The 20,868-nt window shown below is 40.0% G+C and carries 25 protein-coding genes; 12 read left to right on the forward strand and 13 right to left on the reverse strand.

Going from position 1 to position 20,868, the window contains the following annotated elements:
* Positions 1–11 precede the first annotated feature (11 nt).
* The 11 genes from ACH11B_RS26825 (at position 12) to ACH11B_RS26875 (ending at position 6,673) form a co-directional block, all read left to right on the forward strand.
* The gene (locus tag ACH11B_RS26825; RefSeq protein WP_003012791.1) at positions 12–440 is read left to right on the forward strand and encodes a hypothetical protein; all 429 of its coding nucleotides are present in this window, start codon (positions 12–14) and stop codon (positions 438–440) included.
* Positions 441–458: 18 nt separating this feature from the next.
* Positions 459–743, forward strand: coding sequence for a hypothetical protein (locus ACH11B_RS26830; RefSeq protein ID WP_003012792.1), 285 nt, complete (start codon positions 459–461; stop codon positions 741–743).
* Complete coding sequence (traM, locus tag ACH11B_RS26835; RefSeq protein ID WP_003012794.1) at positions 730–2,070, forward strand: conjugative transposon protein TraM; 1,341 nt, start codon at positions 730–732, stop codon at positions 2,068–2,070. The genes ACH11B_RS26830 and traM overlap by 14 nt, the downstream gene beginning before the upstream one ends.
* A 24-nt stretch (positions 2,071–2,094) precedes the next feature.
* Positions 2,095–2,994 carry a conjugative transposon protein TraN gene (gene traN / locus ACH11B_RS26840; RefSeq protein WP_003012796.1) on the forward strand — a complete coding sequence of 300 codons (900 nt, stop codon included), beginning with the start codon at positions 2,095–2,097 and terminating at the stop codon, positions 2,992–2,994.
* 20 nt (positions 2,995–3,014) lie between these two features.
* Positions 3,015–3,575, forward strand: a complete 561-nt coding sequence (locus ACH11B_RS26845; protein ID WP_377611353.1) for a conjugal transfer protein TraO — start codon at positions 3,015–3,017, stop codon at positions 3,573–3,575.
* A gap of 12 nt (positions 3,576–3,587) precedes the next feature.
* Entirely contained in the window at positions 3,588–4,037 is a 450-nt protein-coding gene (locus ACH11B_RS26850) for a DUF3872 domain-containing protein (RefSeq protein WP_377611355.1), read from the forward strand.
* A gap of 130 nt (positions 4,038–4,167) precedes the next feature.
* Positions 4,168–4,440, forward strand: coding sequence for a hypothetical protein (locus ACH11B_RS26855; RefSeq protein WP_003012802.1), 273 nt, complete (start codon positions 4,168–4,170; stop codon positions 4,438–4,440).
* Positions 4,441–4,465: 25 nt separating this feature from the next.
* Positions 4,466–5,266 (forward strand): TIGR02391 family protein, encoded by an 801-nt coding sequence (locus ACH11B_RS26860; protein WP_003012803.1) that lies wholly within the window; start codon positions 4,466–4,468, stop codon positions 5,264–5,266.
* Between the two features lie 151 nt (positions 5,267–5,417).
* Positions 5,418–5,729, forward strand: coding sequence for a helix-turn-helix domain-containing protein (locus tag ACH11B_RS26865; protein WP_003012805.1), 312 nt, complete (start codon positions 5,418–5,420; stop codon positions 5,727–5,729).
* Positions 5,710–6,003 (forward strand): helix-turn-helix domain-containing protein, encoded by a 294-nt coding sequence (locus ACH11B_RS26870; RefSeq protein ID WP_003012807.1) that lies wholly within the window; start codon positions 5,710–5,712, stop codon positions 6,001–6,003. Before ACH11B_RS26865 ends, ACH11B_RS26870 begins: the two co-directional genes overlap by 20 nt.
* A gap of 277 nt (positions 6,004–6,280) precedes the next feature.
* Positions 6,281–6,673: a response regulator transcription factor gene (locus ACH11B_RS26875; RefSeq protein WP_003012809.1), complete on the forward strand. Its 393-nt coding sequence runs from the start codon at positions 6,281–6,283 to the stop codon at positions 6,671–6,673.
* Between the two features lie 17 nt (positions 6,674–6,690).
* On the opposite strand, the gene ACH11B_RS26880 is transcribed toward ACH11B_RS26875, so the two are convergent.
* The 13 genes from ACH11B_RS26880 to ACH11B_RS26940 form a co-directional block, all read right to left on the reverse strand.
* Entirely contained in the window at positions 6,691–7,539 is an 849-nt protein-coding gene (locus ACH11B_RS26880) for an HNH endonuclease (RefSeq protein ID WP_003012811.1), read from the reverse strand.
* Entirely contained in the window at positions 7,536–9,488 is a 1,953-nt protein-coding gene (locus ACH11B_RS26885) for an AAA family ATPase (protein ID WP_003012813.1), read from the reverse strand. The genes ACH11B_RS26880 and ACH11B_RS26885 overlap by 4 nt, the downstream gene beginning before the upstream one ends.
* 317 nt (positions 9,489–9,805) lie before the next feature.
* Positions 9,806–10,612, reverse strand: coding sequence for a PRTRC system ThiF family protein (locus ACH11B_RS26890; protein WP_003012815.1), 807 nt, complete (start codon positions 10,610–10,612; stop codon positions 9,806–9,808).
* Positions 10,612–11,325: a PRTRC system protein B gene (locus ACH11B_RS26895; protein ID WP_377611359.1), complete on the reverse strand. Its 714-nt coding sequence runs from the start codon at positions 11,323–11,325 to the stop codon at positions 10,612–10,614. Before ACH11B_RS26895 ends, ACH11B_RS26890 begins: the two co-directional genes overlap by 1 nt.
* A 12-nt stretch (positions 11,326–11,337) precedes the next feature.
* Entirely contained in the window at positions 11,338–12,492 is a 1,155-nt protein-coding gene (locus ACH11B_RS26900; RefSeq protein WP_003012818.1) for a hypothetical protein, read from the reverse strand.
* 17 nt (positions 12,493–12,509) lie between these two features.
* Positions 12,510–12,728: a PRTRC system protein C gene (locus ACH11B_RS26905; RefSeq protein WP_003012820.1), complete on the reverse strand. Its 219-nt coding sequence runs from the start codon at positions 12,726–12,728 to the stop codon at positions 12,510–12,512.
* A gap of 18 nt (positions 12,729–12,746) precedes the next feature.
* The gene (locus tag ACH11B_RS26910) at positions 12,747–13,286 is read right to left on the reverse strand and encodes a PRTRC system protein E (protein WP_003012822.1); all 540 of its coding nucleotides are present in this window, start codon (positions 13,284–13,286) and stop codon (positions 12,747–12,749) included.
* 12 nt (positions 13,287–13,298) lie between these two features.
* Positions 13,299–13,496, reverse strand: coding sequence for a hypothetical protein (locus ACH11B_RS26915; protein ID WP_003012824.1), 198 nt, complete (start codon positions 13,494–13,496; stop codon positions 13,299–13,301).
* A gap of 9 nt (positions 13,497–13,505) precedes the next feature.
* On the reverse strand, positions 13,506–13,703 hold the full coding sequence (locus tag ACH11B_RS26920; RefSeq protein ID WP_081445179.1) for a DNA-binding protein: 198 nt from the start codon (positions 13,701–13,703) through the stop codon (positions 13,506–13,508).
* A gap of 51 nt (positions 13,704–13,754) precedes the next feature.
* Positions 13,755–14,828, reverse strand: coding sequence for a DUF932 domain-containing protein (locus ACH11B_RS26925; protein WP_003012828.1), 1,074 nt, complete (start codon positions 14,826–14,828; stop codon positions 13,755–13,757).
* A gap of 44 nt (positions 14,829–14,872) precedes the next feature.
* Positions 14,873–15,265, reverse strand: coding sequence for a single-stranded DNA-binding protein (locus ACH11B_RS26930; protein WP_003012830.1), 393 nt, complete (start codon positions 15,263–15,265; stop codon positions 14,873–14,875).
* Positions 15,266–15,936: 671 nt separating this feature from the next.
* Positions 15,937–17,202: a site-specific integrase gene (locus tag ACH11B_RS26935; protein ID WP_377611363.1), complete on the reverse strand. Its 1,266-nt coding sequence runs from the start codon at positions 17,200–17,202 to the stop codon at positions 15,937–15,939.
* Between the two features lie 368 nt (positions 17,203–17,570).
* Complete coding sequence (locus tag ACH11B_RS26940; RefSeq protein WP_168204601.1) at positions 17,571–19,178, reverse strand: vitamin K epoxide reductase family protein; 1,608 nt, start codon at positions 19,176–19,178, stop codon at positions 17,571–17,573.
* Positions 19,179–19,859: 681 nt separating this feature from the next.
* Between ACH11B_RS26940 and ACH11B_RS26945 the strand changes: the two genes are divergently transcribed.
* Positions 19,860–20,828, forward strand: coding sequence for an SDR family NAD(P)-dependent oxidoreductase (locus ACH11B_RS26945; RefSeq protein ID WP_377611365.1), 969 nt, complete (start codon positions 19,860–19,862; stop codon positions 20,826–20,828).
* The last annotated feature ends 40 nt before the right edge of the window (positions 20,829–20,868 follow it).

Genomic DNA, 20,868 nt, shown 5'->3' on the forward strand with positions numbered 1-20,868 from the left:
AAAACAATCTTATGGAAGCATTATCAGATTTAAGCACTTTCGCAAAAATCCTTACCGACAAAGGATATAACGGGTATTTCCATACGCAGGGTGCGTATGCCGGAAAGCTGAAAGACAGCATCAGCGATTACCTCGAAAGCTGCCAAAAAGGTGCAGATACTTTGCCTAAGCAGGACTTGTTGCTGACAGGCTACCTGCAATGGTCGGGCGACGACAAGCCCCGTGTAGAATGCAGTATGTGGGTAAAGTACCTGAACGGCAAGTTCTCATTGAACCGTATGGAAATAGCCAAGAAAGACGGCTTTGGGCAACTGCTCAAAAAATCGGAACTGGCAAACCTGTCAGTAATGTCCGCACCCCAATTAAAGGAAGCGGTCGCACTGGTCAACGGTGAGCCGAAGCAAAAGGCGGGTAAAAGTCCTAAGCGTTTCAAGCTATAACACAGAAATAGTAAGACTATGAAAAAATTAAGAGCAAATATGGACAGGTACTTTGACAAGCTGGACGACTGTTGGCGGGCGTTGCCTTTACGCAAGCAGCACCAATATACGCTGTACTTCTTTGTGGGTTACCTGCTGCTTACCATAGCGGTCATTTGCAAAGTGATGTACGACACCTCAAAGTCCGGTAGCGGTATGGTCATAGAGCATATCGAAAACCCTGTCCTCAAAAGTAAAAACCCTGCAAGGTTGCAAGACAGTGTATCAACAATTTTAAAAAATCAGATTTATGAAAGAAAATGAGAACAAAAAATCGGTTGTTCGGGTAACAGAGGGGAACCCGAATGAAACCGCTGATGTGCTGCAAGACGGCACACAGAACAAAGCCGACAAGCTCAAAAAGCCAATCATATTCCTTTTGATGGGCGTGGTATTTCTCGGCTGTATGTACCTGATATTTAAACCGTCGAAAGATAAAAAGGCAGTCGAAAATATCGGGCTGAACGATGCCGTGCCGCAGGCTACCGGAGCAGGAATGCCCGATGATAAAAGCAAGGCGTATGAGCAGGAAATGCTCGAACGCAAGGATCAGGAAAAACGTAATGCACTTACAACACTTTCCGACTACTGGAATACAGAAGACAAGGACGTGCCGACCAATGAACAGCTTCCTGAAGAAGAGGAAAGCGACGGCTTTGGCGGTGGTGGCAGAAATTCGGGACGAAACGGAAATTCGGCATTGAACAGCTATCGCAATGCGCAAAGTACATTGGGTTCATTCTATCAGGACAACAATTCTGAAACAATGGAACTGCGTAAGCAGGTGGACGAACTGAAAGCGAAGTTGTCGGAAAAAGATGTGCCACCTGTGGCCACCGTTGACGACCAACTCAAATTAATGGAGAAATCCTATGAAATGGCTGCAAAGTATCTGCCGCAAAATGCCAATACCGGAAATGCTGCTCCTGCAAACGGTGCAACTACGGGAGCTGCGGGTGCTAACCAAAAAGAGCAATTCGTATCGTTTACACCCACAAGAAAGAACATTGTATCAGCCCTGTACCGTGAACCGTCGGACAGTGCCTTTGCAGCCGATTGGAGCCAAACAAAAAACCGTGGGTTTTATACCGCAGGTTCTACTGAAGAGGTAGTACAACCCAAAAACAGTATCAAAGCCTGTGTACACGAAGCCCAAACGGTAGTTGGCGAAACGGGTGTGCGCTTACGCTTGTTAGAGCCTGCTAAAACCCCGCAACGTACCATCCCCAAAGGAACGATTGTAACGGCTAATGCCAAATTTCAGAATGGCAGGCTGCAATTAAAAGTTACCTCCGTAGAACTGGAGGGCAACATCATCCCGGTTGATATTACCATTTATGATTTGGACGGACAGCAGGGCTTGTACGCGCCTTATTCGCCGGAAATGAACGCCCTTACCGAAATGGCGGGCAATATGAGCCAGACCGGGGGAACAAGCGTAATGCTCACGCAGAATGCCGGACAGCAGGTAGCCGCTGACCTAAGCCGTGGCGTGGTACAGGGTATTTCGGGCTATTTCGCCAAGAAAGTAAGAACGCCAAAGGTTACACTGAAAGCGGGCTATCAGGTCTTCCTCGTATCGAAAAAATAATGTTGAACTCAAATAAATAAAACAATGAAAAATCATTTAAAAACCTTTTGGGCTTTTGCCCTGATACTCGGCTTTGCCGTAACAACCTATGCACAGGACAGTGCAACAGCAAAAACACCGCTTGCATTGGGAAAGATAGAACCGTACCGTATGGAAGTTACCTACGATAAAACGTCGCACCTGATTTTCCCGACCGCCATTCGCTACGTGGATTTGGGCAGCGAATACCTGATTGCAGGGAAAGCTGAAGATGCAGAAAACGTGTTGCGTGTAAAAGCATCAGTTAGGGACTTTGAGCCGGAAACGAATTTTTCCGTTATCACGAATGACGGGCGTTTTTACAGCTTCAACGTGTATTACAGTTCCTACCCGGAGGTATTGAGCTACGACCTGCTCACAATGCAAAAGGCGGTGGATAAAGCCAACGGTAACGATGTGCTTTTTGAAGAATTGGGCAACAATTCGCCCTCACTGGCAGGCTTGCTACTGGAAACCATTTACAAAAAAGATAAGCGTATTGTAAAGCATATCGGGGCTAAGAGCTTCGGCATCCAGTTTATCCTCAAAGGCATTTACATACACAACGGCAAATACTATTTCCATACGGAATTGAGAAACCGTACCAATGTGCCGTTTCAGATTGATTTTATCAATTTCAAAGTGGTGGATAAAAAGGTAGCCAAACGCACCGTAGTCCAGGAACGTCCTTTAACACCTTTGAGAACTTACAAGCCATTGGACGGCATTGCCGGACAATCGACCGAACAAAACGTATTCCTGTTAGACCAGTTTACCATTGCCGATGACAAGGTGCTGCTGATTGAGATTTTTGAGAAAAACGGTGGCAGACATCAAACATTGCAAGTCGAAAATTCCGATTTAATCAAAGCCCGTTTGATTAACGATATGCACCTGAAATTTTAATAACCCTATAAAGCAATAATATGAAAAAGTATATCTACACCGTGTTGATTGTCCTGATAGGCATCACGGCTGCACAGGCGCAAAGAATGCTGCCGAAGCAGAAAGGAATGGAAATAAGTGCAGGTGTGTTGTCCGATGATAAGATTGGCAATGATTACTACATCAGCGCAGCGATGACAGTAAACGGTAAGAATGGCAACTACCAACTTTGGGCGTTGGAATATACCCACCAGTACCACGGGTACAAAGACCTCCGCAAACCGCAGGAAACCTATTCCGCAGAGGGCGGTTACAGTTTCTTCTTGTTGGGCGATGCCCGAAAGAATATCACGCTGAATTTCGCCGTAACAGGCGTGGTCGGCTACGAAAGCATCAACCGGGGAGAAGCGATGTTGTACGACGGTGCGAAGATATTGAGCGAAGATAATTTTATCTACGGAGCAGGCGGTCGCCTCACTTTTGAAACGTACCTGTCCGACCGTTTTGTATTAGTCCTGCATGGGCGTACTAAAGTTCTGTGGGGGACGGATTTGGAACAGTTCCGTCCATCCGCCGGTGTGGGTTTAAGGTTTAACTTTTAAAACGTAAAAACGATGATAGCAATATTCAATAAATTCAGAACAGGGCTACTGCCATTATATGTATTCCTGGCAATCCTCACAGCTTCGGTTACGCTGGTATCTTGCAGCAAAGATGATGAACTTGAAATACAGAACAATTTTCCTTTTGAGGTCAGTGTAATGCCACTGCCTAAAGACGTTGCCAACGGGCAGACGGTAGAAATACGCATTACCATACAGCGTACGGGCAATTACAGCAGCACGCAGTATTTCCTCCGCTATTTCCAGTTTGACGGGCAGGGAACGCTGCAATACTACGATGAACCGCCGTATCAGCCCAATGACCTGTACCAGCTACCAACGGAGCAGTTTCGTCTATACTACACTTCAACGTCTTCCGTATCGCAATCATTTGATGTTTGGATTTCGGATAGCTTCGGAAATGAAAAGCAAGTGAGCTTTCAGTTTAACAGCAGCGATTAAGAGCAGTATTTCAATTCATTAAAAACGGCTTATCCGATGGGTAAGCCGTTTCCGCGTTAAGTACAAATCGTTTATAGGTTGAAAAAATATTTTTCTTAAATTCAAATAGTGGAAATAAAGTGTTTTTGTTATGGTCGCATCACTAGTTATAGGTATCATATTTTTGGTTGCAGGCTTGGGTCTTCGTTATTGGATTAACCGGAGAAAGTTTTACAGGCGCAGCCCTATGGGGGCAGAGGGTTTTTCATCTTATGAAAGTTCGGTTTTCATTAAATTGATTGAAAGGGTTGGTAAATGGATAGCATACGCCCTGATTATATTCGGCCTATTATCGCTGTGGGTTTACTCTCGTGAGAAAAAAGATAAAGAAAAGCAGAGTGTAGAGATACAAAAAATAAGATAAGAAGTTTAAAAGAGAGAATTATAAAATGACAAAATCCTTTGATGACATTACCCTACGAAATATATCAGATATTATTTCAAATATGCTAACACATACGAAAATTACAGAACATTTATCTGGTGCTGGCATTTCTCAATCTCAATTTGGTACAAACAAAACAGATAGACTATTTTATGCTTTAAAAGAAAGACAAGTTCAAGATATGTGTGGAAATAATGTTTTAGCGTTCGTTGTCAGACTATTAAACCCAAAAAGATACAATTCAGAAGATGAATTTGAAAAGGATAGAACCACTATCAATGAGAAACTGGTTTATGAAGGAATAGAAATTGATAAAACTGGACAACCACGACAAGTTGACAGGGCTAAAACCATTTCAGAAGCTAAAAGCAGATCACTTAAAATCAAAGAAAAAGTACACGGCATTGGGGTTCACTCAGAAATTTTGCCTTACTGCGAAGCTGAATGGTTAAAGGAAAACTATTTTCACGCTATACTTGAAATTACAAAAAGTGTCGCAGAAAGGCTTAGGCAAAAAAGTGGCTATACTTCAGACGGAGCAGATTTAGTTGATGATTGTTTTGCGTTGGGAAAAGACAAAAGACCTATGCTTGCTTTTAATACTCTAACTAATCCGAGCGAAGAAAGTGAACATAAAGGCTTTGGAAACTTCTGTAAAGGATTTTTTTCTATGTACAGAAATCCAAAGGCACACAATCCAAAGATATTGGAGGATACCCAACTCTCACAAATGACAGAAGTTTTGGTTATAGCAACAATAATTCACAACAAACTTGATAATACTTATAAAACAGGACTTAAATAATAAATCGGATAGCTTAGTAACTATCCGATTTTTTGTTTTTACAGGATAGTAAACCGCCAAACACTACTTCTCAAAGCCAAACTCTGCAACATTCCCCAATGCAGTATTAAGTCTTTATAAATTCGACTTCCATAGCAAAATTGAGCAAACAATGGAAGTAATCGCAATACAAAAATCCGCATTGGATGGAATGAAAAATGAACTGAAGGCACTTTTGGAATTGACCGAAAATGCCACACAGAAATACACATCTATATTTAATGAAGAACAATGGCTCGATAACCAGGAAGTGTGTCTGATGATGAACATTACCAAGCGGACTTTACAGACGTACAAGGACAAAGGGTTATTGCCTTATTCCAGATTGAACCGTAAGAACTACTATAAACTCTCGGATGTACAGGCTTTGCTTGAAGTCGGACAGCCGTACAATACTGCCGAAAATGGATTTACTGACGAATGAAGCCGAAGAAATCATCACACAACAGAAGATGATAAAACGGTTGCGAAGCCGTATCGAAGAAATACTGAAAAACTACCACCCTGTAATGAATGGGGAAATATATCTGTCTGGAGAAGAAGTGTGCAAGCTACTCCATATCAGCAAACGGACTTTACAGCAATATCGTGATGATAGCATACTGCCGTATGTACAAATAGCCGGTAAGATTATTTATAAGGAAAGCGATATTCTGACCATACTGGAGCGAAATTACGTTTCCGCTAAACCAAAATGATTGCAACCTTTTTTTGCCATACATGCTATCGAAAAGGAACGAGTTTAGTATCTTTACCGTTGAAAATATAGAAATACTTAAAGTGTTTTTGCTTTAAGTCCCACATTGAAAACTGGTAATTTTTAGACAACGGGACAGATAAGTAGGAACGCTCACGCTATAGGCGTGGGCGCTCGCTTATTCGTTGTCGGGTATACCAGTACCTCAATGTGCGGTAAGTGTAGTTGCCTGCGCTTTCTTTTTGTGCAGGGCTACATCAACACAAAAAAGGTATGATATGGAAACTGGTACTGCACAAAAAACAATCTCTCTGTCTTTTATTAATGATAAAAGCCCGATAACCGATAGCATCTGTAAAGATCTCGCTGCATCCGAAATGAAAATCCTATGTCGGTCAGAAAATATTGAGGATGGACTATCTCAATTGTCTTCATTGAATAAACTTCCCAAAATCTGTATTATTGATTTGGATTTTTACGACCAAAATGTGCTGGTGCAGCTTCACAAATTAAAAACAGAATATCCTGTGATCAAACTGATTGCTCATAGTGATATAGATGATGAGAAAGTTGGGAAATCTCTTTTGGATATTGGTTTTTCAAGTTATCTGCTGTTTGGTAGTGATGTGGATGATTTTAAAAGAGCCATTGACCAAGCTGTCTATGGCTGATAGAAGTTTTAATATTTTTATTTTATCTTTAACTGCTGTAATATATCCCTAGTGAGTTTCGATAAGGGACGTCTTTCATGTTCTGCATTTTCAAGATAATTTCCCCAAATAAACCGATCAATATCGGCCTCTTGTTTTCCGAGCCCCTTGTAGGAATCGATTAGTGAAGTATAATAACTATGATTATAAGCTTGTGCTTTGTCTATTATTTCTTTCACATAATCAATATGTTCATTATATAGTTCCTTTAGAGCAAATGCTCCAATATTTAGATTAGTGTCTGAAAAATCAATTTCAATGTTTTCCTCTAAGGCCCAATCCAATGATTCTTCTTCGCCAGTTTTGGTTTTAACTCTAAACTTAAAGTTATCTTCAAATCCCTCGTTATAAGGACTTGTATCTATTAAATCATCAAGTTTTGTATGATTACAAATAGAACAAGAAGGGATTAAATTGTAAAATGAAAGAGCTAAATAAGGAAATTCTGATTTTGAATGAAAATGATCAAACTCAGGACGAATAGTTTTAGTTCCTTTTTCTATTGTAAAAGTGTATTGTCGATTGCAGTATGGACAAGTTTTTATATCAAGTTGTTTAGATAACCATTTACCTATTTTTTGATTATAAAATATCTCTTCATATTGTCCTATCATATATTTTTTAAAGTCATCGAAACCATCTTGATTTAAAGCTTGAAATTCTTGAATAATACTATTTAAATCATTTGATTTGATGATTCTATCTTTGTTGTTTACCCAGAAATTTTGTAGAACATTATTCTTCTTTTTATTGAACCTTTTCTTTTTCAATTCTTTTAAATAATTGCCTGCTATAATTGCTAAATTACTACGATTGATTTTTATCATTGGTTGCTATTCTTTAATTCATTCAGTTCAGCACGAAGTTTTCGAAGTTCATCTTTTAAATCTGAATATTCTACTGGTTTTAATTCATTATACTTTTTCAATAATTGACTTTTTATAAATGGTTCACCTACCAACAGTATTTCATTAAATAATTCATCCGAACATTCTCCCTTATGAAGCCTTGCAAACATTTGGTTGATTTTCTGTTTAGCAAAATCACCGATTGGAACACCATTTAGAAAAAAACCATGCTGTAAAAGAGTGTGAATGTTTGCTCCAAAAGTATCTTCTTGCATCTCATCAACAATGTTGCTTCCATATTCCAAAAACAAGACATTCTTTTTTGGAATGTCAGACAAAATAAATGGAGAATGTGTTGCCATTTGAATATTTATGCTAGCAATATGAAACTCCATATTTTGGATGTTAAGTATAAGATTATTAACAAATTGCCTTTGAAACTCAGGATGAAAATATAGCTCTATTTCGTCTAAAATAATGTTTATATGATTGTATTTAACCCTACGCAAATTACCTTCAATTGAATTGAGATTTCTTATATGATACAGGATAGAGCTAGTAGTATACACTAACTGTTTTTCCCCTGAACTAAGTTTAGAAAAAGAGTAAGCCATCTTGTTACTATTTTTTTCTTTCAATTGTATATCGGTTTCAAAACAATGAGGGGGGATAAGATCGATATATCTCCATTTTCTAAGATTGTGTATGCCATCAATAGATTTGGCAAATTCATCAATAGAATAATTCTTTGCTGAAATATGTCTTAATTCAAGGAAAGCTAATACTTGTTTTATTCTGAAAGTTAGGTGACTTTTATCTTTATCAATTTCTTCAATTAAATTTTTAAGTTCCTCATCTGTTTTTTTAGTCCAATCTTCTGAATACAAGGGGGATAATGGAGCGAAATTATCGAATGCATCGTATTGTGATACCTTAATAGTCTTGTATACAAGATAAAGTAAAGCCGCATCATATTCTTCATCTTCTTTTTTTGTTGTTTTAAATTGATATTTGTGCTTCCATAGATTAATAATTTTATCCCTCAATCCATCAAAAAAATCATTTTCTATCCTATTGCCAGCTTTTTTCCAATTGTCTATAATTTTGCCCCATTTTTCATCTATTTTTTTTCTTTCTAGAGTAATAGTAATTGACTCGACAGAATTTTTCTCGTTAATTTCTGTAAATAGTGCATTACGCTGTTTTTTTTCATTGAAAAGCAGGGAAATTAATCTGTCATTAGCTAAAGCATTTTCTCTGGAAATGTTGATATTACCATTTGTACGCATTGGATTTAAAACAACTGGCGTTTGGTAGCCGTCATTTTTATGAAAAATTCCACGAAGCCAACAGTCTTTTTTTACTTTATCCCATTCTTCTTTGTATTCCAGTGTGTTGAAAGCATGTAACGAGTAGTTCATTACAATTGTATAGAAAAAGTGTTCCCCCAAGACTTTTTTAGCATCCCTCACATTGTTCCATTTTCCTGAAGAGAAGTGATATAAAATAATACTTTCACCTTGCTGTTGCAGTAGGTAATATTGATCTCCAATTGAGAAATACAATTGAGCAAAAACCCCCTCAACAAACATAAGATCGGCATCTACTTTATCAGAAAGTATTTTGTAGGATATATTATTTATTAGTCTTAGAACTATATCAATCAATGCGCTTTTTCCACTGCCATTTTTACCAACAATCGCACTAATACTTATTGCTGGTGCTTTTGATTTGTTAATATTGAAAAAATCATAATTTAATTTTTCATTTTCTTTTTTTACAATTTGTAACTTCTCTGATTTTTCAATTTTCACCAACTCATAATCGTTATAGAATGGGTAAGGATTATTTGTTTTTAAATTCTTTTTAATATGATCTACACATTCTTCAAGAATGTTTACTGCAATAATTTTTAGCTGATTTTTCATTTAACTCTTATCAATGATGTAGTTGAACATCAAATTTAAAAAATTAAGCGTGTCCTTCGACAAATGATTTTTATCAAGCAAGCGGCGTTCTTTTGCTTCTTTTCTTAGGTCGCCAATGTGGTAAGAAAAGAAGCTCCCTAAAACAACGAAAGGGATAATGAATATCCCTCAAATAATGCCGCAACCTGTTTGGTAAAATGTGTCGGAAGGAATGGTGCGTGGGTATCCTATTTTGGCAAAGGGGTTGCACCGCTTTGATGCAAAAAGACTGCCCCGACCATCGGGAGGGAGTGTCTTTTTGCCGCCCGATTTTCCAATCAGGCGACTTTTATAGGGTGGGTACGGAAATCCTTCAGGTTGTGAAAAAATCCCCTGTATGGTGTCAATCCGTTACGGAACAAACCCCATAACAGGGAGCAACCCATCTGCACCAAAGATGAATTGATAAACAAATCCTGCTTTTCCAACGCTTCAGCAAGGGAACAGCTTGGCGTATCATCTTCCAGTTCGGATTGTTTGAGCAACTCGCCAAATTCATCCGTAATCATTGGCAGGCTTGCCACCGTTTCGTATTTCTCGGACTTGGGTTGCTGTATCGTTCCTATTGTAGATAATATAACCTGTCCTGTATGTTGGCTGTTGCCAAAGTCCAGCCAATAGCGTGGGCGGTTGGAATAAGCTTTGCCGTTGTTCAATCCGTTTAATATGTCCGCAATCTCAAACCTTGCTTTTACGCTGTCCACACAAGAAATATAAATACTTGCTCCTGTGTTTTCGGGCAACCTTTCCTTACTGTCTTTTTCAAATTTCCTTGCTTCGGCTTTCCAGTTCGTACCTGCCCAACGATTGATGCGGTTGATAATGGCAACGGACTTGTACAACCCGACCTCACATTCAGCGAAACGCTGTCTGCCTAAATTGGCTTGGGTAATAATATCGTCGTCCCAAAGACGTACAAATAATCCTGCGTGTCCTAACTCGATTAGGCTGTGGTTCATTTCAAGCAAAGCGGTCATTACTTTTGAGCCTGTGCCACCTGCACCGATTACGTTTACCGTTATCGGATTAGTGGGATTTATCAGATAGCTGTCCGTAAAATGGACTTTTAAAATTTCTGTGTTCATTACAATATCGTTTTTATGGTCTTGTTTGTCTTTTTCAATACCTCTTTAGGAAAGGTTTTGTCTGTGCTGATAAGGTCTTTCCAAAGGCTCATACAATTCCCTTTTATGGGGTTGTGATCGTTTACCAAGTGGCTGAAATAGCTGTTAAAAAAATAGCTTTCCCACTCCTGTATAAATTCTTCCATCGAAGCCGAATTTTTGATGTTCACATTTACATTACCCATACATACGTGTCCATCCTCGTACACGTTGAAAAACGGAGCGTGAAACAATGCGGTTTTCTCGGTAGGTCTGCGGTCTTTATCGAGGGCGAAAACAACAAGGCTCTGTTTGCTTGCATACCAAAGCATTGCAGGTACTTCTGCCGTGCCGTTTGGTATTTCAAGACTTTCCGTAAAGTACATTTTGGTTTTTCTTGCTTTGGTGTACCAAAGCACCGTACCGTTTTCACTCGGATTAATGTGCAGGACGTTGGTAGGCATAATGCCGTTAGATTTTAAAAATGCCTTGCTCTTTTCCTTTTCCGTATTAAGTGCTTTTGCCAATACTTTGGCTTCCCGTTCGGTCAAAGGATGGGCGTTGATAGGATTACCGTTCTTATCCATATCAAAATGCTCTACATAGGTGGTTTTACTACTTCCTTTGGTCTGGTAGAAAACCAAAGCCGATAAGGGGTGGTAAAGTGTTCCAAAGTCTTGTGTTATATCTTTCATCGCTTGCTGTATCTAATAGTTATTCAGTATGTATATCAATTCCTCAATTAAGGCGAAAACACGGTTTTCAAATTCAAGGGTATTGGCGGTAATGTCACTACCATCAAACCGTTTCACAATGGTGGGTTCTTCCATCTGTCCGTATTCCTGCAACTCGGTGTTAACGCTGTCGAAAAGTGTTTGAAATAAAATGCCTTTTGCATCGGCACAAAAGGAAACATACTTTTCCATCCCTATACTATTTTCCATATCTTCCTCGTTAGCTTCTCCGTTTGGCAGGGCATTTCGGTTTATGGTGGCAGTCGGGAATTGTCCATACAGGGCAAAGGCTTCGCTTGCCAGTTTGTAACAATCTTGGTCAAAGCTGTCTTTGATTTTAAAAGCAATTAAACGCTCTTTAAATCGGCTCAAATTCTGCCCGTTGTAAATCTTCTGCTCCATACGTTCGCCTATCTGTTCTGCTTGCCTAATCTCGTTTAAATAGGTTGGCGTGTCCTCGTTCTCATCATCGCATACAATCCACTCCGTTACCATTTCATACATCCAATACAGGTAACTGCTTTCCTGCCGATAATAAGGAACATCTGCAATGTGGTACAGGTAGGCACACACGGACTGCAATAGCTGTACGGCTTGCTTACGGTTAGGGTTCTTGGATAGTCGGTACAATGGCACTATAGGAATATAATACAGGGTTGCACCTGTACTGTACCGTTCCTCGCTTACGAAATACGTTTTCTTACTATCCTGTATCAAACGTATTTCTTCCCAATCACGAAACTTTTTCCTTAACTGTTCTTCTGTATCATCCAAAGCCAAAGCGATATTGTAGGGATAGCCGTATTGCCTGGACTGCATAGGTTGTATGCCGTAATGTCCTGCAAGTTTGGAAAGGGACTGGTAAAAATCCCTTTCCGTTTTTTCAGATTTCTTACAAGCCTGTGCCGTTTCCGCTTCTTGCAGTTTCGGGAGGAATGAACATCTTAGAAAACCATTGGTAGCATGGCTATCGGTACGGCTTTCAATTTGTCTTTCCGTATCTCGTTTGCGTCCTTTGGTCTTTGCATCCAGTCTGCGAACTCGCCCAACTGTCTGTGCAAAGTCCGCTGTTTGGGTTGCTGTGGGGTTTTGATAGTACCCGATATGATGTTGCGTTGCATAGTTCATCGTTTTTGCTTTTTGGTTTAACCTTTAGTTCCCATTACACTCTCAAATCGGTACTGTACTGTATCGTCACGGATAACAGGGGCAGATACTTCTGCGGTGGTCAATATAGGGTAAGAATTTGCATAGAAATTCATCACGGCTTCCACGCTCCATTTTGGTTCGGGGTCGGTCAGTTTTATTTGCTGTCCTTTATCGTTAAGTATAAATACTCTTTCTAATTGCGTTGCTAATAACATGGTTTCTGAATTTTGGCGTTAAACAATCTGTTCCTGTTCTGCTCCGAAAAGGCTCGGTGTTGAAAATTTTGCGGATAGTTCGCCCTTGCGTTTGCGTATCTCGTCTGCTTTTTCGGGAAACTCTGTTATATCGGGTACTTTCATCCACGCATCACGGAACTTGCCCTCTTTCTCCAGTTCTTCAGCCTTTGCCATTCCATCTTTGAATTTTTTGTCTTTGGCTTCCTGCTCTTTCTTCTGCTTATCGGCTTTCTCTTTCTCCATTGCGGAATTTTTTTTGGCTTCCTCCAATTGTTTCATAAATGCTTCCATATCCACCATTAAGCCCGAAGCCTTTTGTATAGGCGTGGTTATCTGCTCAAAAAATCCCTCGTCAAACTCCTGCGGAGTGGCGTTAAAGGTCAAAGGGGGGATTAGGTTTTTAGCGTTATCTCCGCACCCTTCGTTATTGAGCAAAACCGATACAATAAGGTTACTGTCATTGCCTTTTGCTATGGTCAGTTGCAGATTACCTGTAAAATCCAACTGTGCTATCTGATTGAAAAAATTTGCGTTCATTGTTCTTAAATTTTAATTGTCGTCTAATCTTTTTTTGATTGCTGTCAGTTTCTCGTACATATCCGTCCAGTAGGCTTTTTGCCGTTTGTCAAACTCGGAGAAACTTTTATCCTCATGTCGGTATTCTTTATATTGCCTCGCCATTTTTATGGCTTCACTAAGGTTGGTTACCTCAATAGGGCAACCGTTCAAATCTGTTACTTGCATCATATTATGAGGTTATTTTTCAGTGGTATAAACCCCATTTTCATAGTAGCCTATCAGCCGTTCCCAAAGCCGTATTAAGCTGTCCGTATCTACATAGAAATACTCGCTTCTACTGCAATAAATGATGTATATGGCTTCATCCTTATGCACAGTTTCAAGGCTTTTATATTTAGCCATACTTTTCGCTTCGTCTATTGATTTTGATTTCATCACCATATTTTTAGTAGGCTACCACCGTTTAAGGCGGTAGCCTTTAGTTATTTAATTAAGGTTTAGAATTTCTGCTCCGTCTGTTGCAAAGGAGGTGCATAGTTCAAAAGCCTTTTGGGTCTTTAACTGTGCAGTGCCGCCCATTACAATACTTTGCAACTTGGCTTCATCATTCTTATAGTTGCGTACATTCTGATAGTAGCCTGTAACAGCGTTGTAAGCCCCGAACAATGTGCCTTTAGTGGTGTCCATTTGCTGTGTATCGCTTATCATTGCGTATGCAAAGGCATCCTCTACGGTATTTTTGAACAGCGTAGAAACTTCATCCTCTGCACCTTTTTTGAGTAGGTCAAGCGTTTCCTTATTCGGGCAAAGTGCCAATTGGATTAACTTTCTTACTTCCCTGTCCGTTACTTTTACCTTAGTCCACTCATTGAAAATGCCTTCTAACTGTTTGCTTAGGGTGTTTGCCAAGCCCATAACCTTGTGAGCGTTTTCCAAACGTTGTTTTGCTCCCGAAGTGTGCTTGATGCGTACAACATTGCTCATGTTGCGAAGCGAAGCGTTAAGGGTATTTTGGCATACAATCCTGATAGGTGTAAATGCTGCGGTAATGCTTCCGCTACCATCGTGCGAAGTCGTGAGGAAGATATATTTTGCTGTCACGTCATCGCCATTGCCTACACGGATATAGTCAGGAAGTTTTGCGGTGATGAATATGCGTTCTCCGTTGCCTAATGCTCCTGCGGTTTCGTACAGAATACCCTCGCCACCACCAACAATGGCGTCAAAGAAATTGAAGGCTTCACGGTTTTGTACAATGTGATAGTCTTTGCCCACCACACCCAATACAGCATTGTTATCGGTGCGTATGTTGGCGAAATAGTTGGGTACTTCCAATTCGCTACTGCCTATCTCTATGCCGTTAGCTGTTTCGATTATGCCCGAACCTTTGGTAAACAGTGGGGATTTTACTACCTCATAATCTAACCCTGCGTATTTGATAGCTTCCTCGCTTGTCGGGTATTGCTCCACGATTTGCCCTAAACCGTGCCATGCTTTTTGTTGTACGCTAAAGAATGAATAACGCCCTGTTCTCTCGTTGAAATTGATATTATGTGCCATGATGCTTAAAATTTTGATGTTGAAAAATGATTTAATGCTCTTTGTTAAAATGGGAGGTCGTCCTCTGTGCCTTGCCCTGTTGTAGTGTTGCTTCCTGTTTGTGGGGTAGCCTGTACGGTTTCTGATTTCTTGCCACCTCCGTGCAGTTTGATGTTTGAGGTATGGAAATTCAGCCCTGCGTGTGCTTCTCCGTCATTGCCAGTCCACGCCCTTGCACTTACCCTGCCTGTCAGCTCTACCAATGTGCCTTTGGTGAGTATCTTCGCTACGTTGGGGCTTATCCAGTATGAGCAGTCGAAGTAGGTTGTTTGCTCTATGCGTTCGCCCTGTTTGTTACGGTAGCTGTCATTGGTCGCTATCGAAAAGTTTACTACTTGTTTGTCCTGTGACGTTGTGCGTACTTCCGCATCCCTTGTCAGTCTTCCTGTGATGTTCATGTTTTCTACTTTTTTGCGTTATGAAATTTGTTCTGATTTGATTTTTTTAGATTTATTCGGTAATGAGAGGAGGTGCTGAAGTTTCGTTTCACTCTGTTACCGTTTCCAATGCTGTATTTTTCCATTACTGACATTTTTTTTATTCGTCTAAAGAGCCGGAGTATGCTTTGTTTCGTTTCACGAGCATAAAAGGTTAGTGTTTAGCAGGAACAAGGTTTTGCCAAACAAATACGACCCGCATGGGTGGAGATTTTTTGGCAAACCCAAGGGCAAGACCTTGTTCCTGGGTTAAGAACACGATCATACCTTTGCTCTTGAAATGGAACAAAAGCGGCATACCGGCTCTTGAATAAAAACTATGTGGAAGCAGGTGGAAAAGGCATTAGGAAACGGTTCTGTGTGATTACAAAATCTGTATTCAGTTGTAACAGAAATTTTTAAAGACCTTTTATTTTTTCAAATTATCGTGGCCTGGGAAGCCACGTAAACGATACTAAAAATGTAGTTGAGCAGCAGAGGGGAAGATTTTTTGTATGGTTTATCAATACATCCTGTCAAAGCTCTTTTATGGCAGAGGGTGTGCCGGAGAAATAAATGTGCTTTAAGGATTAAGTATGGGCATAAAAAAAGCAGGACTTAATCCTGCTTCGATTTGTAAGTAAATAATAATTTTACACAAGAACCTCTTCTTCCATTTCAATAAATGCAGCTTCCATTCCGGCGAATTTATGTGATACTAAATCCATGTCCTTACTGATTTTCTGACTTGTGATCTTTGCATAAATCTGTGTGGTGGAAATATTTTTATGCCCCATCATTTTGCTAAGGCTTTCAAGTGGTACACCTTCGGTCACGAACATGGTAGCAAATGTGTGACGTGCAGTATGGAAAGTTACTTTCTGTTCTGTAATAATTTCCGCGTCCTCTATCAATTTCTTTACATGACTATTGCAGGTTGCATTGGAAGGAACCGGAAAAACATACTCATTGCGTGTAACGCCCCTGTATTTCTCAATAATACGCTTCGGAATTTCCAATAGGCGGACGTTTGAAGCAACGTCTGATTTTTTTCTTCTGCAAATGATCCATTGGTGGCCATCAAAAAAGGACTGTATGTTGCTCCATTTCAGCTTTTGAATATCAACATAAGAAAGCCCTGTAAAGCAACTGAAAATAAAGAGGTCTTTTACAAGTTCGTATTTGGGCTTGGACGGTTTTAGAAGCATTAACTTTTCTACATCCTTCTTCAAAAGATAGCTACGATCAGTTTCTTCCATGCTGATTTCATAATCTTCAAAAGGGTTTTGTCTAATCAAGCCTTTTTTAATTGCCAGTTCTGCCAAAGCAATAACCGGCATGGTATAAACCCAAACTGTGTTATGTGTACACTCCTTATCTATGCGGAGAAAGAAATCGAACTCCCGAATAAAGTCTGAGGTAAGTTCCCGAAACGCCATATCCTCCCTGTGATAGCGTTCCCTGATAAATTCGGACAGATGATTGTAAACGGTCTTGTATTTATTGTAGGTGTTTTGAGAACGTTTGCCCTTGCTGACCATTCTTTCAAAATCCTCATTCTGGTCCTTGAATACTTTAAGGATGGCATCATCCATTACACCAACTCCCAAAAATGATAGCTTTACTTTTTGTGCAGTTGCAAAGCCTTCATCTTTGAGCATATCATCGTAAATCTTATTGATACGCACCCGTATATTGTCCAATTTAAGATTGGTACTCAGCGCCTGCGCACTTTTGCCCAAAACCCTTCCGTGTTTTAAATCCCAATTATTGGGGTTGATGTCCAGTTTGGTACTAAAGGATTTTGGTGTTCCGTCAATAGTGATACGCCCCATAACAGGGACGTTCCCGTTCTTCTTCGGTTCATTTTTCTTCAGGTAGAAAAGCAGTTTGAACGTGGATCTTTTCTCTTGTTCCATAACTCAAATGTTTAACGTTTAAAATTAACTTTCATTGAGTTACAAGGGAATACGAAAATCGGTGCAAATAACTGAAATATAGGTTGTTATATCATCATTCGGTTAGTTGTATTCAGTAACGATTTAGTAACCTAACCTTGTCATTTTAAGCCCAAAACTTGTCGGACACCTACTTCCAAATTTTTCCTCACGTTTTATAAACCACTGTATATGAACGGTCTTAACCGTTTTGCTTATTTTTGCTTTCTCCTAATATTTTTTAAAAAAAATAATTGATATTGGTCACTTTTTTGAAGGTCGACCAACCCTTTGTCAATACTCTCCCTTGGAGACTACCGACGATCTCTAGCAAACATCAGCAAGGAACACTATAGCAAAAAATACTTTAAATCCTCTACTGTATAGAATGAGGGGATCCTTCGCCCATTTATATATATGGTTGGTGTGTATCGAATGTCATTATCGACGCACCACTGTTGCATGTTTTCCATTTCGTGGTCAAATTTTTCAGCATGGATTGATGGGTACTTTTCTTTGAAGCTTCTTAAATCCTTTTGATCACTTAAGTACCAGTCGTAAATAGCAGCTTTTAATTCACTTTGGTCGTACTGACGTGAAAGGGACAAGAAATGTCGGATTGTATCGGCATGTTGGTCATTATTTGGACGAGAAAAAATGATCTGTAAACAGACGTTATCGTTACGATCAATAATTTCGTCTAAAATAGCATGCGCCCGCGAACAAGGATCGCAATATGGGTTGCAGACTTTTACGATGTTTATTTCTGCGTCCGGGAAACCGAATCGAAAGCCTAATAATTTATTTTCGTTTACGATAGGTTGCTGAACGGACAGCAAATCTTGAAACATTGTCGGATCTTTTTTCAAGCGCTCGAAACGAAATAGTTTCTGTTGCTCCTTTTTTACGGTTGCTATATAGGGAACTAGCAAGTTTAAAATCAAGTATACGAATGAAAGACATACAATTAACGTGGATGACAGTATAACCTGACTCTCTTGAAAAATGATCTGCTGTATCCAGCCATCGTAAAAGCCGACCGTCAACTGCAAAACGAGTACACTTTGTACGATTAGGCACAATGCACACCACTTTCTAAGAACGAAGGCTTGTTGATAAAGGGAATAAACAATGACAGGTACGACTAAAACGTTTAAAAAAAACAGAAAATGGTAAGAAACGGGAGCATATGCAGCTTGGAGTATTAAAAACAATAAACTTCCTAAAAAGAATGTACCACCTAACAGTACTAAACTATGACCAAACAACTTTGCCCCTTTTGAACCGGAAACCTGCGAACAAGGAGAAGTTGATGCTGCGCTTCCGCAAAACATTTTTACGAGGCTTGTGTCTACGTGAAGAGATGACATAAGCAATAACATAGTGGCTGTAGCACCGACCAGCAAAAGCACATTATAGGCTATGTACGGCCATCCTCCACTTCCTAGTTCAGTATAAAGATAAAAAGTGAGCAGTAGTGTTAATACAGGAACAAGAAGTAACGCAACGGTATTTAACACGTGACGTTGTCGATCCGAAAGCAAGCTTTCGCGATCGTGGTTCTGCTTTGCTGAAAGTGTAGGCTCAACTAAAAGCAGATTATTTGAGCAGATATCTGCAAAGCTTTCTAATGACTTTGATGAATATCGAAGTGTTGTTGGATTCAAATAAGAAACGTTACTGCCGTTGATAGATCTTACTATGGAAAGAACGTCGCCTTCTTTATGCTGAATCTGTACCAAACAGGGTAGCATATTCGGTTCCAATGATGCTGGGGATGCCTGTATTGGGAGATTGTCAACACCAAAATATTTTAACGTATCTGAAATGGACAACAGGCTTGGATAATCCGGATGACTCTTGATCTCTTTTGAAAATGTAGATTTAGACACTTTGACATCTAGCTCTTTCAATAGTGTATATGCAACATCTAGCAAAATATCCCTTTCTAACAGCATACCTTTCATAATTAGGAAATTGGTTACATTGGTTATCGAGTCTTACCTTCTAAGTGGTTCAACTATATGCTTGTTGCAATGATATAAAAATCCCCGAGGCCTATGAAAAAGTTTACACATAATCTACCAGACTTTACACATAAAGAGCTACAGCTTACACTAATGAAACAATTTATCACCGATAGGAGACACTTATTAACGTTAAATTGAGATATCTAAACGTTATCGCATTACAATTAAAATCCATCGCGATTGAAAGAAACGTTTGGTCTGCCGCCGGGCAACAATTATTGGCAGAGGTTTAGGTAGCGATCGCGATCTTCACTTTTTGCTGCGTTGGCAATTACCAGTGCTTCCCTTGTATTGAAAACCGATGACTAAACCTGAGGAAGGGAAAACTTTATATTCATTTTCCAATTCATTCTCCGACACCACAAAATATTTGATGTAACGTTTCAGTCTTTCAGTCGGAAAATGTTTCTCGGACTTCATCTTATATAACAAAAAGTAGATGTATAAAAAGCATTCTACTCTTGCATATGCCATCAAAAACAATGGACTTTTAAACAAAGCAACTTCGGACGTTTGAACAAAGCCGGACTTTGATTGCCTGTTTACCTTTGTTTCATCAATAACGAATAAAATTTCTAAAAGATGGAAAAAAACAATTATCAGGGAGCATTGCAACAGCCAATAGGCTCGGGCTTCAACGCGGAATCAACAGCAGTAGACATCATCAAAGGTATTGACCTTTCAGGGAAAATCGCCGTTATAACAGGTGGTAACACAGGTATCGGTCAGGAAACTACCAAAACATTGGCACAGGCCGGGGCAACTGTCGTCGTACCGGCAAGAAATGTAGAAAAAGCAAAGCGTAACCTGGATGGAATCGCCAATGTCGAAATAGAGCCGATGGACCTGATGAATCCGGCTTCTATTGATGCCTTTGCACAAAAGTTTCTGAACTCTGGCAGGCCTCTGCATCTGCTCATCAACAATGCCGGCATTATGTGGGTACCGCTTCGCCACAACAGCCATGGTATTGAATCACAACTGGCGACCAATTACCTGGCACAATTCCGGTTAACAGCAAAGCTATGGCCTGCTCTCAAACAAGCGAATGGTGCCAGGGTCATCAATGTATCTTCCCACGGTCACCAGTTCGGAACCTTCGATTTTGATGACCCCAACTTTCAGCATCGTACATACGAAACATTACAGGCGTATGGTCAATCCAAAACGGCCAGTAATTTGTTCGCGCTTGAACTGGACAATCGGGCCAAAGCCTTCAATATACGGGCATATAGCCTGCATCCGGGTTCCATTGCGGGAACTGAACTTGGAAGGGAAGCACCCTTGGAATTATTTGTAAAAATGGGTTTTGTGGACGAACAGGGTAATATGTTGCCCGAAGTCTTGGCTTCACTCAAAACGATACCGCAGGGTGCTGCCACAACGGTATGGTGTGCCACTACGCCTTTGCTTGATAATATGGGTGGTGTGTACTGTGAGGATGCAGATGTTGCACCGTTAGCATCCGACAGCGGGCCGTCTCGGGGCGTAAAACGCTATTCGTTGGACGAGGCTGATGCCAAACGCCTGTGGAAATGGAGCGAAGAAACCAGCGGCATCTCTTTTCCACTGAGTTAATATCAAACTAAAGGGAATAAAAACGTTGAAAGATAAATCT

The sequence above is a fragment of the Olivibacter sp. EAT-5 genome (genome assembly GCF_044784325.1).
In the GTDB taxonomy this organism is placed as follows: Bacteria; Bacteroidota; Bacteroidia; order Sphingobacteriales; family Sphingobacteriaceae; genus Olivibacter; species Olivibacter oleidegradans.